17 protein-coding genes are annotated in these 13,591 nt (G+C 71.4%); 9 read left to right on the forward strand and 8 right to left on the reverse strand.

Annotation, left to right across the window (positions count from 1 at the left end):
* Positions 1 to 178 precede the first annotated feature (178 nt).
* From AB0M73_RS45055 to ppgK, 3 genes are all read right to left on the reverse strand, one after another.
* The gene (locus tag AB0M73_RS45055; protein WP_043723463.1) at positions 179 to 358 is read right to left on the reverse strand and encodes a hypothetical protein; all 180 of its coding nucleotides are present in this window, start codon (positions 356 to 358) and stop codon (positions 179 to 181) included.
* A 655-nt stretch (positions 359 to 1,013) separates the two neighbouring features.
* Positions 1,014 to 2,414: an RNA polymerase sigma factor gene (locus AB0M73_RS45060; RefSeq protein ID WP_363905655.1), complete on the reverse strand. Its 1,401-nt coding sequence runs from the start codon at positions 2,412 to 2,414 to the stop codon at positions 1,014 to 1,016.
* A 165-nt stretch (positions 2,415 to 2,579) separates the two neighbouring features.
* Entirely contained in the window at positions 2,580 to 3,341 is a 762-nt protein-coding gene (gene ppgK, locus AB0M73_RS45065; RefSeq protein WP_043723466.1) for a polyphosphate--glucose phosphotransferase, read from the reverse strand.
* A 97-nt stretch (positions 3,342 to 3,438) separates the two neighbouring features.
* Between ppgK and AB0M73_RS45070 the strand changes: the two genes are divergently transcribed.
* The gene (locus AB0M73_RS45070; RefSeq protein ID WP_363905592.1) at positions 3,439 to 4,254 is read left to right on the forward strand and encodes an inositol monophosphatase family protein; all 816 of its coding nucleotides are present in this window, start codon (positions 3,439 to 3,441) and stop codon (positions 4,252 to 4,254) included.
* Between the two features lie 236 nt (positions 4,255 to 4,490).
* Here the strand turns inward: AB0M73_RS45070 and cei are convergent, their stop codons facing one another.
* Complete coding sequence (gene cei, locus AB0M73_RS45075) at positions 4,491 to 5,204, reverse strand: envelope integrity protein Cei (RefSeq protein WP_363905595.1); 714 nt, start codon at positions 5,202 to 5,204, stop codon at positions 4,491 to 4,493.
* 542 nt (positions 5,205 to 5,746) lie between these two features.
* On the opposite strand from cei, the gene AB0M73_RS45080 reads away from it, so the two are divergent.
* Positions 5,747 to 6,046 (forward strand): DUF4193 domain-containing protein, encoded by a 300-nt coding sequence (locus AB0M73_RS45080; RefSeq protein ID WP_116173883.1) that lies wholly within the window; start codon positions 5,747 to 5,749, stop codon positions 6,044 to 6,046.
* Positions 6,047 to 6,118: 72 nt separating this feature from the next.
* Here AB0M73_RS45080 and AB0M73_RS45085 read toward each other — a convergent pair whose 3' ends face one another.
* A complete protein-coding gene (locus AB0M73_RS45085) occupies positions 6,119 to 6,604 on the reverse strand; it encodes a DUF3093 domain-containing protein (protein WP_363905598.1) in 486 nt (161 codons plus the stop codon).
* A gap of 24 nt (positions 6,605 to 6,628) precedes the next feature.
* Between AB0M73_RS45085 and dut the strand changes: the two genes are divergently transcribed.
* The 5 genes from dut to AB0M73_RS45110 are packed head-to-tail and all read left to right on the forward strand — an operon-like array spanning position 6,629 to position 10,053.
* A complete protein-coding gene (gene dut / locus AB0M73_RS45090; RefSeq protein ID WP_043723473.1) occupies positions 6,629 to 7,123 on the forward strand; it encodes a dUTP diphosphatase in 495 nt (164 codons plus the stop codon).
* A 4-nt stretch (positions 7,124 to 7,127) separates the two neighbouring features.
* Positions 7,128 to 7,772, forward strand: coding sequence for a DUF3710 domain-containing protein (locus AB0M73_RS45095; RefSeq protein ID WP_363905602.1), 645 nt, complete (start codon positions 7,128 to 7,130; stop codon positions 7,770 to 7,772).
* A gap of 10 nt (positions 7,773 to 7,782) precedes the next feature.
* Entirely contained in the window at positions 7,783 to 8,619 is an 837-nt protein-coding gene (locus tag AB0M73_RS45100) for an aminoglycoside phosphotransferase family protein (RefSeq protein ID WP_363905605.1), read from the forward strand.
* Positions 8,620 to 8,662: 43 nt separating this feature from the next.
* Positions 8,663 to 9,757 carry an XRE family transcriptional regulator gene (locus tag AB0M73_RS45105; RefSeq protein ID WP_363905608.1) on the forward strand — a complete coding sequence of 365 codons (1,095 nt, stop codon included), beginning with the start codon at positions 8,663 to 8,665 and terminating at the stop codon, positions 9,755 to 9,757.
* On the forward strand, positions 9,754 to 10,053 hold the full coding sequence (locus tag AB0M73_RS45110) for a hypothetical protein (RefSeq protein WP_363905611.1): 300 nt from the start codon (positions 9,754 to 9,756) through the stop codon (positions 10,051 to 10,053). The genes AB0M73_RS45105 and AB0M73_RS45110 overlap by 4 nt, the downstream gene beginning before the upstream one ends.
* 165 nt (positions 10,054 to 10,218) lie before the next feature.
* Here AB0M73_RS45110 and AB0M73_RS45115 read toward each other — a convergent pair whose 3' ends face one another.
* Complete coding sequence (locus AB0M73_RS45115; protein ID WP_363905614.1) at positions 10,219 to 10,956, reverse strand: alpha/beta hydrolase; 738 nt, start codon at positions 10,954 to 10,956, stop codon at positions 10,219 to 10,221.
* 108 nt (positions 10,957 to 11,064) lie between these two features.
* Between AB0M73_RS45115 and AB0M73_RS45120 the strand changes: the two genes are divergently transcribed.
* Positions 11,065 to 11,442 (forward strand): OB-fold nucleic acid binding domain-containing protein, encoded by a 378-nt coding sequence (locus AB0M73_RS45120; RefSeq protein ID WP_043723480.1) that lies wholly within the window; start codon positions 11,065 to 11,067, stop codon positions 11,440 to 11,442.
* Positions 11,439 to 12,149 carry a DUF3159 domain-containing protein gene (locus tag AB0M73_RS45125; protein ID WP_363905618.1) on the forward strand — a complete coding sequence of 237 codons (711 nt, stop codon included), beginning with the start codon at positions 11,439 to 11,441 and terminating at the stop codon, positions 12,147 to 12,149. The genes AB0M73_RS45120 and AB0M73_RS45125 overlap by 4 nt, the downstream gene beginning before the upstream one ends.
* A gap of 88 nt (positions 12,150 to 12,237) precedes the next feature.
* Here AB0M73_RS45125 and AB0M73_RS45130 read toward each other — a convergent pair whose 3' ends face one another.
* Both AB0M73_RS45130 and AB0M73_RS45135 read right to left on the reverse strand, forming a co-directional pair.
* On the reverse strand, positions 12,238 to 12,897 hold the full coding sequence (locus AB0M73_RS45130; RefSeq protein ID WP_043723484.1) for a TrkA family potassium uptake protein: 660 nt from the start codon (positions 12,895 to 12,897) through the stop codon (positions 12,238 to 12,240).
* Positions 12,897 to 13,562: a TrkA family potassium uptake protein gene (locus AB0M73_RS45135; RefSeq protein WP_043723487.1), complete on the reverse strand. Its 666-nt coding sequence runs from the start codon at positions 13,560 to 13,562 to the stop codon at positions 12,897 to 12,899. Before AB0M73_RS45135 ends, AB0M73_RS45130 begins: the two co-directional genes overlap by 1 nt.
* Positions 13,563 to 13,591: the final 29 nt, after the last annotated feature.

Below are 13,591 nucleotides of genomic sequence, written 5' to 3' on the forward strand. Positions count from 1 at the left end.
CAACAGGCCCTGTCCGGCTGAGCCGCTCGTTGTGATGCAGGGAAGGACGCCTTACCCGCGTTCAACGTGGGTATGGCGTCCTTCCCTGCATGACCGGGACGTCGTGGGTAGCGAAAGGGGCGCGGGTCCACACCGGGCCCGCGCCCCTGATCGCTTGGATGTGTTCTCTGGCCCCGTCTCAGCCCTGCTGGATCTCGGCCGCGAGCTCACGCAGCTTGGCGTTGTGCTCGCGGGCGTGGTGGCCGCAGAAGAGGAGTTCGCCTCCGGACGGGAGAATGGCGCGTACCTGAGCGGCCGCGCCGCACCGGTCGCAGCGGTCGACAGCGGTCAGCTCGGGGCGGGTGAGCAAGGTCGTCATGGAAATTCTCCCTCCGTCCCGGCACCGGTGCTCCGGTGCCTACTTACAGCTGCGACCACCTACCTGCCGGGTCGCCGCCCGGGGGGCTCGGTGCTCGCTGCCATCACCATTGCAGACGTTCGGCGCCTTCCCGGTGTTCCCCACCGTAGTGGCGACGCCCGTCACGTGAGATGTACCCGGATGTAGCAAGCCACACTCCGTGACATCCCACCCCTGTCGATGGTCCGTTGCCGGGGCCGCCCACAGGTGCCGAGTCGGTTACGTTTTGTCGTCAGATCGGGTCTGAACTGACTCACCGCAACGAACTCAGTGACTCAAGCTACGTCAGAGAACCACGACCGGGTTCGTATCACCACCCCTGTTGTGGGATGAGTCACACAACAGAGAGTGATATTCGCTTCTGGCGAACAGTCGTTCAGGCCTTCGTTTCGCCCCCGGTGAGCGTCCAGGCCCCGGCGGGTCCCCGACACCCCGCCGATCGCGTCACGGGCGTCCTACGGGCCAACCAGGGGCCACGAACGGCCGTCGCCGGGGTGAACGCCCCACCCCGAGTGGATCTCCACCCCGCACTCGATCACCGGCGGGGACGCCCCGGGCAACACGAACGCCCCGCCCGGCCAGTGGCCGGACGGGGCGTCCGCTCAAGCCTGTCGGCTCAGTCCAGGTAGTCGCGCAGGACCTGGGACCGCGACGGGTGACGCAGCTTGGACATCGTCTTCGACTCGATCTGGCGGATCCGCTCGCGGGTCACGCCGTAGACCTGGCCGATCTCGTCCAGGGTGCGGGGCTGGCCGTCGGTGAGGCCGAAGCGCAGCCGCACCACGCCCGCCTCACGCTCGGACAGGGTGGCCAGCACCGACTGGAGCTGGTCCTGCAGCAGCGTGAACGACACGGCGTCGACCGCGACGACGGCCTCGGAGTCCTCGATGAAGTCGCCGAGCTGGCTGTCGCCCTCGTCGCCGATGGTCTGGTCGAGCGAGATGGGCTCCCGGGCGTACTGCTGGATCTCCAGCACCTTCTCCGGGGTGATGTCCATCTCCTTGGCCAGCTCCTCCGGCGTCGGCTCGCGGCCGAGGTCCTGGAGCAGCTCGCGCTGTATGCGGCCGAGCTTGTTGATGACCTCGACCATGTGCACCGGGATGCGGATGGTGCGGGCCTGGTCGGCCATCGCGCGGGTGATCGCCTGCCGGATCCACCAGGTGGCGTACGTGGAGAACTTGTAGCCCTTGGTGTAGTCGAACTTCTCGACCGCGCGGATCAGGCCCAGGTTGCCCTCCTGGATCAGGTCCAGGAACGCCATGCCACGGCCGGTGTAGCGCTTGGCCAGTGACACCACGAGGCGGAGGTTGGCCTCCAGCAGGTGGTTCTTGGCCCGCTCGCCGTCACGCACGATCCAGCGCAGGTCGCGGCGCATCTGCGGCGGCAGCTTCTCGGTCTCGTCCTCGGCCTTGCGCACCCGCTCGGCGGCGTAGAGCCCGGCCTCGATCCGCTTGGCCAGCTCCACCTCCTCCTCCGCGTTGAGCAGCGCGACCTTGCCGATCTGCTTGAGGTAGGCGCGGACGGAGTCGGCCGAGGCGGTGAGCTCGGCGTCCTTGCGGGCCTGCCGCAGCGCCTCCGACTCCTCCTCGTCCCAGACGAAGTCCGAGCTGTTCTTGGTCTCGGGCTCCTCGTCGGGCTCCTCGACGGTGACGTCCTCGACCACGACGTCCTCGAGCTCGGCGGCGTCGATCTCGACGTCGCCCTCGAGGTCCTCGGGCTCGTCGCCCTCGCCCGCCTTCTTGGCCTTGGCCGGACCGGCCTTGCCGGGAGCGGCCTTCTTGCCGGCGGCGGCCCGGGGGCCGGCCGGCTTCTTGGCCGCCGGCTTGGCGGCGCCCGTCTTGGCCGCACCGCGCGCCGGCGCGGCCTTCACGGCCTCGTCGCCGTCGACCGGATTCTGTGCCTGCGCGGCGCTCGCGGGGGTGGCCGAGCGTCGGGTTGCGGTTTCTGCGGCTGCCACGTACGCCCTTTCGCGACGGTCCTTCATGGCAGGCCGAAGGGCGCGAACCTCGGCCGCCAGGGGGTTTCGGGGGAGCACCCGGCGGTTGCTGACCGGGGGTGCTGTTCCATTGTAACGACGACGGCCGTGTCGCGTTGCCGCCACACGGCCGTCACCGGGCCCTTTTTCCGTGTTCCCGCAGGTAGATCGCCGGAACACGATTCGGTCAGTTTTTTCGGGGTACCACTAGTGGCCGATCCCGTGGGCGGCCGCGGCGGCCGCCCCGACGATGCCGGCCTCGTTCTTCAGGGCGGCCGCGACCACCTTGGTGCGCACCTTGAGCAGCGGCAGCCACTTGTCGGCCTTCTTGCTGACGCCGCCGCCGGCGATCACCAGATCCGGCCAGATCAGGTCCTCCAGGGTGGAGAGGTACTTGCTGACCCGGTGGGTCCACTCCTCCCACGACAGGTCCTTCTCCTCCTTCACCGACGCCGCGGCCCGCTTCTCCGCGTCGTGCCCGTCCACCTCGAGGTGGCCGAACTCGGTGTTGGGCAGGAGCTTGCCGTCCAGGAACACGGCGCTGCCGATGCCGGTGCCGAAGGTCAGCAGCACCACGACGCCCTGCTGGTCCTTGCCGGCCCCGTAGCGGACCTCGGCCATGCCGGCCGCGTCGGCGTCGTTGAGCACGACGACCTCGCCGGGCTGGCGGCCGAGCCGCCGGGCGAACAGGCTCGCCGCGTCGGTGTCCACCCAGCCCTTGTCCACGTTGGCCGCGGTCAGCGCCACGCCGCGCTTGACCACGCAGGGCAGGGTGACCCCGACCGGGCCGGTCCACCCGAACTTCTCCACGATCTCGGCGACCACCTCGGCCACCGCGTCCGGCGTGGACGGCTGCGGCGTCACGATGCGCAGGCGCTCGCCGTCCAGTTCGCCGGTCTCCAGGTCGACAAGTCCGCCCTTGATGCCGGATCCACCGATGTCGATCCCGAACCCGCGGGTTGTGCCCATCCGTCGGACCCTTCCTACTCGATTCAGTCCGCTGCCAGTCCTCGACCCCGCACGCGGGTCTTCGGGAGTGTGCGCAGACCCTAACGTGTGTGGTTCGGTGAGCGGCGTGCTAGCCGCTGAATCCGAGGAACTCGTCAGGATTGCCGTCACCGTCGGGACCGAAGCCGCCGAGCTGGTCCGCAACGCCCGGAGCCACGCTGTCACCCAGGTCGACACCAAGTCCAGCGAAACCGACGTGGTGACCGCCGCAGATCGCGCGTCCGAACAGCTGGTCCGTGACCGGCTGGCCCACCTGCGCCCCGGCGAGCCCGTGCTGGGCGAGGAGGAGGGCGGCGCCGACTCGCTCGACGGCCTGGTCTGGGTGGTCGACCCGATCGACGGCACCGTCAACTACCTCTACGGCCTGCCCTTCTACGCCGTGTCGATCGCGGCCCAGCTGGACGGGGTGTCGGTGGCCGGCGCCGTCGTCGAGCCGGTCTCCGGCCGGATCTGGACGGCCAGCCGCGGCGGCGGCTCCTTCTGCGACGGCCGGCCGCTGCGCGCCGCCGCCACGACCCGCCTGGAGCTGTCCCTGCTGGGCACCGGCTTCTCCTACGACCACGCGCGCCGGCTGCGCCAGGCCGACGCCGTCAACCGCATGCTGGGCAGGGTCCGGGACATCCGCCGCTGCGGCGCCGCCTCACTGGACCTGTGCGCCGTCGCCGCGGGCTGGGAGGACGCCTACATCGAGCACGGCCTGCACCGCTGGGACTGGGCCGCCGGCGGCCTCATCGCTGAGGAAGCGGGCGCCGTGGTCCGTTTCCCCGGCTCCGACGACGACGGCCTCGGCCCCGAGGCCACCTTCGCCGCCGCCCCCGCCGTAGCCGACCAGCTCCGCGCCGCCCTCGTGGAAAGCGGTTTCGGCAAGGTCTAGCCCCTCAGCCCTCCCTGACCCTCCGCCCCAGCTCCGCTGACCACCCCAACCCAGGTCGGCTGACCCTCCACCCCAGGAGATCGCTCGGCCCCGCCCCTGCTTCGCCCGGTTGCCGAATTTTCGAGGTCCGCCACCCGACGCGCCCGCCCACCCAAGTCGGATGCGGGCCTCGAAAATTCGGCAAGGGCGAGGCAGGGGTCACGAGGGGCCGAGCCGCCCTGCCGGAGGCAGGGCAATCAAACACAGTGCGAGTTGCGGGCGGCGTCGATGAGGTCGGCGCTGACGGGGGGCTGGCCGGTGGGCTGGGCCAGTTGGCCGCCCTGCGGGGGCGGCTGGTTCTTGCCCCACTCGGTCAGCTGCTGGAGCACCTGCTTGGCGCTGGCGTTGACCCGGAACTCGTCGTACTTCTTGCCGACGGCGAGGTCGACGGTGGCGTCCTGGCGTTCGTCGCGGACCAGTTCGGCGCACGGCTCCACGATGCTCAGCGTGCGGGCCCCGGCGGCGCCGTTGGGGCCGAACCGGATCTGGGCCCGGCAGTTCATGTCGCCGGCCAGGTAGATGGGGTCGTTGGTCGGGTCGCCGGCGGTGGCGAAGCCGGCCTGTTCCACGGCGGACTTGACGATGGTGGCCTGGTTGCGGGTCTCGCTGGCGTTGTAGACGCGGACCTGCACCTGGGCGGGGGGCGCGGGCGTGGTCTTGTCCAGGGCGTCGTGGGCCAGCGCGGTGCCCGGCTTGGGCGCGGGCGTGGCGGGCGGCGTCGCCCCGGCCGGCAGCGGGCCCGGCGCGTTGCAGTGCACGGCGGCGTCCACGTCGTCGGTGGTGTTGATGACCTTGACCCAGACGAAGCCTGCGACCACGGCGAGCACGGCGAACAGGACCATGGCGGGCCAGGGCCGCCGCTTCCGGTACAGCGGCTTCGCCTTCCCCCTGACCCCGACTGGCGCAGTCACGTCCCCGCCCTCCTCGACCCGACCGACCCTCGACCGTCACCGACGCCGCGGGTCATGGCTGGTGAGCCCCTGTGTCTGCTCAACCTGGCGCCCGGACCGTCGCCTGTGATCAGCCTAGGCGTTGCCGCCGACCGGCGTCGGCCGGCACTGCCGTCCGTGTCCGGTCCGTGTCCCGCCGCCGACCGCGATCGCGCCCTGCGATCGACCGTGTGCGCACTGTCAACCCTGCTCGGGCGGAATCGCACCACGCCCGCGCGCCGTCGGCAAGTGGTTTCCCCGCCGAATTCCCCCGACGTCGCTGCCCGTCCCGCCAGCTAGGGCCACGGATGGGTGAGTGTGTGCGTGCAGCCTTGCGCGGTGGGCTATCATCCACGCGCTCCGAGCCACGCGGGTGCGGCTGGAATCGACTGACGATCACTGGGTGGCAGCCGGCGGGGAGCGAGACCACCGTCACTTCCGGCGGCGGGCACAAATTGGGGCCCTGGAGCGTTGACCAGCGGCACGAACACAGTCTGAATTGTGACTGCAGGGGTGAAAGAAGTATGGCGACCGACTACGACGCTCCGCGCCGGAGCCAGGACGACGACCTGGCCGAGGACTCCCTCGAGGAGTTGAAGGCGCGGCGCAACGAGACGCAGTCCGGCGTGGTCGACGTCGATGTGGATGCGCCGGATGAGAACTTCGAGCTGCCAGGCGCTGACCTGTCTAACGAGGAACTCACCGTCAAGGTGCTGCCGAAGCAGGCTGACGAGTTCACCTGTTCCAGCTGCTTCTTGGTGCACCACCGGAGTCGACTGGCCGAGGAGCACAACGGGCAGTTGATCTGCAGGGACTGCGCCTGAGCGGACGCGACCGAACGGCGTGCGGGCCAGACAGCCCCGCGCCGTCGGCGCGGCCTTCGGGCGTTCTGGGGGTCAGTTGTGCGTCAACAGGGCGGCCAGCTTGTCCGCGTTGCGGACGCTGAACAGCCAGTAGGGGGTCGGATCCGCCGGGTCGTTGAGGTAGACCCGGAGGACCGGCCCGACCCAGCCGCGGTGCGACACGAACGCGGCCGGATCCAGGTCCGGGCCGAGCGCCTTGCGCTTGGCCTTGGCCGGGATCACCTCGACCTCGTCGATCAGGCGCAGCGGCACGTGGGCGTCGCCCACCCACAGCTCGCCGTCGACGACCTTCACCGTGGCCCGGCCCAGCCACAGCATCACGCCGATCACGAGCGGGATGGTGATCAGGTAGGGCAGCCATGCCCGCACGCCCGGGTAGCCCATGTGCACCTCGGCCGCCATCAGCACGGCCGCGACGACGGGCAGCGGCCAGCCCCACCACGACACGTGCAGGCGTTCGAAGAACACCGGCTTGGACTTGGCCTCGGCCTTTGCCACCGCACTCACGCTCTCGGTCACGGGTCCAGGGTAGTGTCACGCGCCGTGTCCAGCGTGCAGGTCCTCCTCTCCCGAATCGATCCCGGTGTCCCGGTGCCGTCCTATGCGACGGCCGGCGACGCGGGCGTCGACCTCGTGACGACCTCGGACGTCGTCATCCGTCCCGGCGAGCGCGCCGTGGTCGGCACCGGCGTGGCCGTGGCGCTGCCGGTGGGCTTCGCCGGCTTCGTGCACCCCCGCTCCGGGCTGGCCGCGCGGGTCGGCCTGTCCGTGGTGAACACGCCCGGCACCATCGACGCGGGCTACCGCGGCGAGATCCGGGTGTGCCTGATCAACCACGACCTCCGCGAGCCGATCACGCTGACCCGGGGGGACCGGATCGCCCAGCTGGTCGTGCAGCGCGTCGAGCACGTGGTCTTCGAGGAGGTCGCCGAGCTGCCCGACTCCGAGCGCGGCACCGGCGGCTACGGATCCACCGGCGGGCACGCGGTGCTCGCGGCCGCGGCTGGCGCCGGGGCCCAGCAGGGGACGAAGGAGTAGCGGAATGTTCGGCAAGCGCGGCAAGCGTGGGCGCCACCACGTCAGCAAGGACAGCGGCCGCCTGGGGGTGCCGGACTACGACGCCGTCGACGAGTCCGTGGACGAGAACGAGTCCACTGCCGGCCCGTTCGACGAGCACGACGCCCCGCAGGACGGCCTGTCCCGCCTCGACCTCGGGTCCGTGCGGGTGCCCGTGCCCGACGGCGCGCAGCTCCAGGTCGAGGTCGACCCCTCCGGCCCGGTTCGGGCCGTGCACCTGGTGACCCCGATCGGGCAGATCACCGTCAGCGCCTACGCCGCGCCCCGTGGCGGCGGCCTGTGGCCCGAGATCTGCGAGGAGCTGGTCACCCAGTTGCGCGGGGACGGGGCCCGGGTGATCAAGGAGGCCGGCGAGTGGGGGACCGAGCTGGCCGCCACCGCCAACAACGTCGTGCTGCGCTTCATCGGCGTCGACGGGCCGCGGTGGATGCTGCGCGGTGTCGTCGCCGGGCCCGGCGAGCACAACGTGGTGGCCTCCGACCTGCTGCGCACCGTCGTGCGGGGCACCGTCGTCGTGCGGGGCGTCGAGCCCCAGCCCGTGCGCACCCCGCTGCCCGTCGAGCTGCCGCCCGCCATCGCCCAGCACATCCAGGCCCAGCAGCAGGGCTGATGTTCCCCTGATGATCTCCGCCGCCACCGCCGACCGGATGCGGGCGCGGTTCGGGCCGGACGCCCAGTCCTGGCTCGACGCCGTGCCCGCCCTGGTGTCCGGGCTGAGCGCCCGGTGGGGCCTTGAGGTCGTCGCCAAGATGACCGGCGGCACCTCCGTCACCTTGCGTTGCCGCCGTTCCGACGGCTCCTTGGCGTACCTGAAGCTCACCCCCGACGCCGAGGTCTTCGCCACCGAGGCCGCCGCCCTGCGGGCCTGGGCCTCCTGCCCGGCCGTGGTCTCCCTCCTCGACTCCTCGGCCGAGGACAACGCCCTCCTCATCGAGGCCTTGGAGCCCGGCACACCCCTGGCTTCCTGGCGCCCCGCCGCCGACCTCCTCAGGCAGCTCCGTGACGTCCCCGCGCCGACCGGCTTCCCCACCGTGGCCGACCGGGTCGACTTCATGTTCACCCTCGCCGCCCGCCGCAACCCCGGCGTGCCCGCCGAGCTGCTCGATGCCTCCCACGCCTCAGCCCGCCGCCTAGCCGACTCCGGCACAGTCGTCCGCCTCGTGCACGGCGACCTCCACCCCGGCAACGTCCTCACCTCCGCCCGCGGCCCCGTCGCCATCGACCCCCGCCCCTGCCTCGGCGACCCCGACCTCGACGTCGTCGACTGGGCCTTCCTCGACGTCACCACCGACACCCAGCTCCACGCCCGCATCGTCGCCCTCAACCCCCTCGACGAGGCCCGGGCCTACGAGTGGTCCCGCTCCCTCGCCGTCCTCCTGCTCATGTCCCACGTCCGCCGCGGCATCGAGGACCCCGCCACCGCCCTGTTCAGGCAGCTGGCCGAAACCCTCGCCTGAGTGAGAGCTTTCTCGAGACGCCCCGATGTGAGAAAATCGCACTATGGCAGCTCAGGGCTGGTCAACGATCGGTGACAGGGTCAGAACGGCCCGCACCGGCACCAGGCGTACCCAAGACGAAGTGGCTGACGCACTGCGCATCGACAGGTCGTCCGTCGTTCGGCTGGAGGCTGGCCAACGCAAGGTGTCGGCGCTGGAACTGGCCGCCCTGGCCGAGCTGTTCGACGTGCCGCTCAGCTACTTCCTGAGCCCGCACGCCGACGCCGTCGTGTCGCGCCGCAGCGCCGTGGCCGAGAACCTGGACGAGGCAGCACGGGCGGTCTGGAGGCTCGACGTCGACCTGGAGGACCACGCGTCGTCGATCCGCTGGCTCATCGGGCGCGAACTGATCGAGGCCCCGGAGATCCGGATGACCGCCGCGACCCCGACCGACGTGGTGGAGGCCGAGGCGCTGGCCCGTGAGGCCCGGGCTCGGCTCGGTGTCGACGGTCCGCTGCCGGCGTTGGCGGACGTCTGTGAGCGGTTCGGGCTCTACCTGCTCGTCGTCGACCGCGATGCCGACGGCGCCTCGATGCTGCTGGACGAGGTCGACGGCCTTGGCGCGGCCGTCATCGGCGGCCAGGCCGATCCCGGACGTCGTCGGTCGACGGCCGCGCATGAACTCGGTCACCACCTCTTCGGCGACGCCTACAGCTCCGACGTCGGCATCTCCACCGACGACCGGGAGCGGGTCATCGACGCGTTCGCGCGCGAGTTCCTGCTCCCGGCCTCCGCCCTCCGGCACGACTGGCCGGTCAACCCGGACCAGCACTGGACGGCCCTTGTCCGGCTGGCCGGCACCTTCCGGGTCTCGTGGAAGCTCGCGGTGCTCCGTGCGTGCGACCTGGGGCTGATCGACACCGCCGAGAGGCAGGCGCTGGACGCGCGGACACCGGTCCTGGGCGACTTCCTCGCCCAGCTGGGCACTGAACCCGTGCGGGACCTCCCCGTCGGCGCGACCGGGGCTGTGTGGAAGCGAGCGGTGCTCGCGGCCTACCGCCGGTCGCTGATCACGGGCGTGCGGGCGCTCCAACTCCTGCACGGGGCCGCCCATGGCCCGGAGGACCTGCCGTCGCGATGCGAGGACGACACTCCGTGACCCGGACGTTGGTCTGGGACGCGTCCGCCCTGCACCACGCCATCGCCGCCGACCGCGTCGACGTGCTCGGCGACCTGGCGTCGTCGTGGCGGAACGTCAGCACGGCGGCGGTGAGCGCGGAGCTTCGCCGCAATGGCCTGAGCCTCGCCGCGCCATGGATCGAGATCGTGCACGTCGACGAGCCGGACGAACTGCGATCGCTGTTTGCCTGGGCGCAGGCGTTGGGCGCGGGCGCCCGCGATATCGGGGAGGCCACGGTCTGCGCGTGGGCCGAGGTCATGGCGGCATCGCTCTGATCGATGACCGCGATGCCAAGCGCGTCGCGATGGCCAACGGCCTCGACGCGCACGGCACGCTCTGGCTCTTCGCGGAGGCTGTGCATGCCGGCCGGGTGACCCTGGCTGGTGTGTCCGGCCTGGTCAACGTCTTGATCGACCATGGAGCCCGCTATCCGGCGAAGGTCAGGACGGCGGGGTTCGCGGCGTGGGCGACTGCGGAGAAGCTCGTCCAGTCCTAGACGCCTGCCAGGCGGCGAAGGCGGCGTGGCCGAGGGCGGAGCGGTCGGCGCTGAAGTCGGCGAAGGACAGGGAGCGGACCACGGCGTCGGGGATGGCGGCGGCCCACTGGGCAGCGACGGGGGAGGGGTGCAGGGGGTCGTCCTGCACGGCGGCGATGCCGACGGGGATGGACAGCGTGGCCAGCTGGGCGAGGGTGGGGGCGGGGCGGTCGGCGGCGGCCAGGAGGGAGTCGACGAGGCCGGGGCCGTGGCGGCGCCAGGCGCGGGAGAGCTCGGCGGCGAGCCAAGGGGGGACGTCGGGGCCGAAGGCGAGGGCCGAGGAGAGGCCGTCACGGCGGACGGCGGCGGCGGAGTAGCGGGCGGCGACGGCGGCGGGGCAGTCGCCGGGGGCGCCGTGCCAGGCGGGCATCGCGAGCAGCAGGCCGGCGCAGCGGGAGGGGTGTGCGCAAGCCCACTCGGCGGCCAGGTGGGCGCCGAAGGAGATGCCGCCGGCGAGCACGGGTCCGTGCGCTTCGTACGCGGCGTCGAGCGAAAGCAGGTGTCGGAGGCCCAGATCCGGCCCTGGAACCGGTTTCGGGGCGACGAGGGTCACCCCCGCGGCGGCCGCCGGGGCGGTGAAGACCGAACGGATGAAAACGTCATCCGATCCGGTTCCGGGCAACAGCACGGCCACGTCGGTCACATCGGCAGATCTTGCAGCTTCGGACGCGGTTGTCGAAGCCTCCACGCGGCTACCCTGGCGAGTGCACGGCCCGGCGTGGGGGCCACAAGGCGCATTGGAGCGCGGACCATGGCGAGCACAAGGGGCGGCTACTGGAACCGTCTCGTACGCCGACTGACCAGCGACGTCACCGAGTTGGACGCCGACGACCTGTCGCGCGAGGTCGACGCCGTCGGGGCGCAGCGGGCGTGCGACTGCCGTTCCGGCGAAGAGGTCACCGTGCTCGGCCGGCTGCGCAGCGTGGAGCTGTGCCCCCGGGACGCGGCGGCGACGCTGGAGGCGGAGCTCTACGACGGCACCGAGGGCGTGACGCTAGTGTGGCTCGGTCGGCGCCGCATCGCGGGTATCGAGCCGGGGCGCACCATCAAGGCCCGGGGTCGGATCGCGGTCCGCGACGGCCGCAAGGTGCTCTACAACCCCTACTACGAGTTGCAGACGACTTCATGAGCGAACAGCCAGCCCCGGCCGTCGAATCGGCGACCGACGCGAAGCCGGCCGAGGACGACGAGCAGCGCAAGCCCACGCCGACGCTGCTGGAGCAGATGGGCGGCATCAGCGGCCTGATCTACTCCTCGGTGCCGATCGTGGTCTTCGTGCTGGCCAACTACCTGTTCGAGTGGCAGGTCGCGCTGTGGGCGGCGGTCGGCGTGGCGGTGGCCATCGCCGTGCTGCGCCTGGTCCGCCGGGAGCCGATCCAGCCGGCCATCTCGGGCCTGTTCGGCATCGCCGTCGCCGCGTTCATCACCATCCGCACCGGCTCGGCCAAGGGCTTCTTCGCCTTCGGCATCTGGAGCAGCCTGGTCTACTGCGGCGCGTTCCTGATCTCGGCCCTCGTCCGCTGGCCGCTGGCCGGCGTGATCTGGTCGACGCTGAACAACACCGGCTTCAAGTGGCGCGCCGACCGCTCCGCCCGCCTCTACTACGACATCGCCACGCTGGTCTGGATTCTGGTCTTCGGGTCCAAGTTCGTGGTCCAGCAGTGGCTGTACGACCAGAACAACGTGGGCCTGCTGGGCCTGGCCCGCATCGCGATGGGCTACCCGCTCACGGCGATCGCCATCGCCGTCACGGTGTGGGCCGTGCGCAAGGCCGACAAGCGCCTCGCGCTGCTGGCGGCCGAGGAGACAGCCCCGGCAGAACCAGAAGCGGCATGACAAAGGCCCCCTCATGCAGGGAAGGACGCCTTACCCGCGTTGAACGAGGGTAAGGCGTCCTTCCCTGCATGAGGGAGTCGTTGTCGGCTCAGTCCAGGCCGAGCGCGCTCCTGATCTCGTGCTCCACGTCGGCCGAGGCCACGAACAGCAGCTCGTCGCCCTGCTCGAAGGGGTCGTCGGCCTGCGGCACGATGACCCGGCCGCCGCGCAGAATGGTCACCAGCGCGCAGTCCCGGGGCAGGTTGAGCTGGCCCACGGCCTGGCCGGCCAGGTTGGTGTCGTCCGGCAGGGTGATCTCCACCAGGTTGGCCTGGCCCTGCCGCAGCGTCATCAGCCGCACGAGGTCGCCGATGTTGACGGCCTCCTCGACCATGGCGGCCAGCATGCGCGGCGTGGACACGGCCACGTCGACGCCCCAGGCCTCGGTGAACAGCCACTCGTTGGCCGGGTCGTTGACCCGGGCCACCACGCGCCGCACCGCGAACTCGGTCTTGGCCAGCAGCGACACCACCAGGTTGACCTTGTCGTCGCCGGTGGCGGCGATGACCACGTCGCACAGCTGGATGCCGGCGTCCTCCAGCGAGGACAGCTCGCACGCGTCGGCGTGCACCCACTCGGCCTGCTCGACCGCGTTGGGCTCGAAGTGCGCCGCGTCCCGCTCGATGAGCATCACCTGGTGGTTGCTGCCGAGCAGCTCCTGGGCGATGGACCGGCCGACGGCCCCGGCGCCCGCGATCGCGACCCGCATCAGTGGCTCTCCTCGGGTGCCTGGCCCGCCGCCGCGGTGATTTCGGTGATGGTTCCGGACAGGGCCGCGACGTAGATCTCGTCGTCGGCCTGCACGACGGTGCTCGGCTCGGGCAGCACGCCCGTGCCGAAACGCATGATGAAGGCGACCCGGCAGCGCACCGTCTCCTGCAGCTCGGCGATCTTGCGGCCGACCCAGCCCTCGTGCACCGGCAGCAGCATCACCGCCACCGTGCCGGACGGGTCCCGCCACGCCGCGGCCTGCCCCTCGGGCACCAGCATGCGCAGGAAGCGGTCGGTGGCCCACGGCACGGTCGCCACCGTCGGGATGCCCAGCCGCTCGTAGACGGCGGCCCGCTTGGGGTCGTAGATCCGGGCCACGACGTGCTGCACGCCGAACGTCTCGCGGGCCACCCGGGCCGCGATGATGTTGGAGTTGTCGCCGCTGGACACGGCGGCCAGCGCGCCCGCCCGCTCGATGCCGGCGGCCACCAGGACCTGCCGGTCGAAGCCGTTGCCCACGACCTGCTGGCCGTGGAAATCGCTGCCCAGCCTGCGGAACGCCTGGCCGTTCTTGTCGATGACGGCGACCTGGTTGCCGAGGCGCTCCAGCGCCTTGGCCAGCGATGCCCCCACCCGGCCGCAGCCCATGACCACCACGTGCACGAATCGTCCTCCTCCGCGATGCGGCTGCA

This window comes from Kutzneria sp. NPDC051319 (genome assembly GCF_040682195.1).
In the GTDB taxonomy this organism is placed as follows: domain Bacteria; phylum Actinomycetota; class Actinomycetes; order Mycobacteriales; family Pseudonocardiaceae; genus Kutzneria.

What these genes read in the sequence shown, in the direction of transcription:
- AB0M73_RS45095 (WP_363905602.1), top strand. Translation starts at nt 7,128, where the DNA reads ATGTTCGGCAAGCGCGGCAAGCGTGGGCGCCACCACGTCAGCAAGGAC.
- AB0M73_RS45100 (WP_363905605.1), top strand. Translation starts at nt 7,783, where the DNA reads ATGATCTCCGCCGCCACCGCCGACCGGATGCGGGCGCGGTTCGGGCCG.
- ppgK (WP_043723466.1), bottom strand. Translation starts at nt 3,341, where the DNA reads ATGGGCACAACCCGCGGGTTCGGGATCGACATCGGTGGATCCGGCATC.
- AB0M73_RS45055 (WP_043723463.1), bottom strand. Translation starts at nt 358, where the DNA reads ATGACGACCTTGCTCACCCGCCCCGAGCTGACCGCTGTCGACCGCTGC.
- AB0M73_RS45125 (WP_363905618.1), top strand. Translation starts at nt 11,439, where the DNA reads ATGAGCGAACAGCCAGCCCCGGCCGTCGAATCGGCGACCGACGCGAAG.
- AB0M73_RS45130 (WP_043723484.1), bottom strand. Translation starts at nt 12,897, where the DNA reads ATGCGGGTCGCGATCGCGGGCGCCGGGGCCGTCGGCCGGTCCATCGCC.
- AB0M73_RS45120 (WP_043723480.1), top strand. Translation starts at nt 11,065, where the DNA reads ATGGCGAGCACAAGGGGCGGCTACTGGAACCGTCTCGTACGCCGACTG.
- AB0M73_RS45080 (WP_116173883.1), top strand. Translation starts at nt 5,747, where the DNA reads ATGGCGACCGACTACGACGCTCCGCGCCGGAGCCAGGACGACGACCTG.
- AB0M73_RS45105 (WP_363905608.1), top strand. Translation starts at nt 8,663, where the DNA reads ATGGCAGCTCAGGGCTGGTCAACGATCGGTGACAGGGTCAGAACGGCC.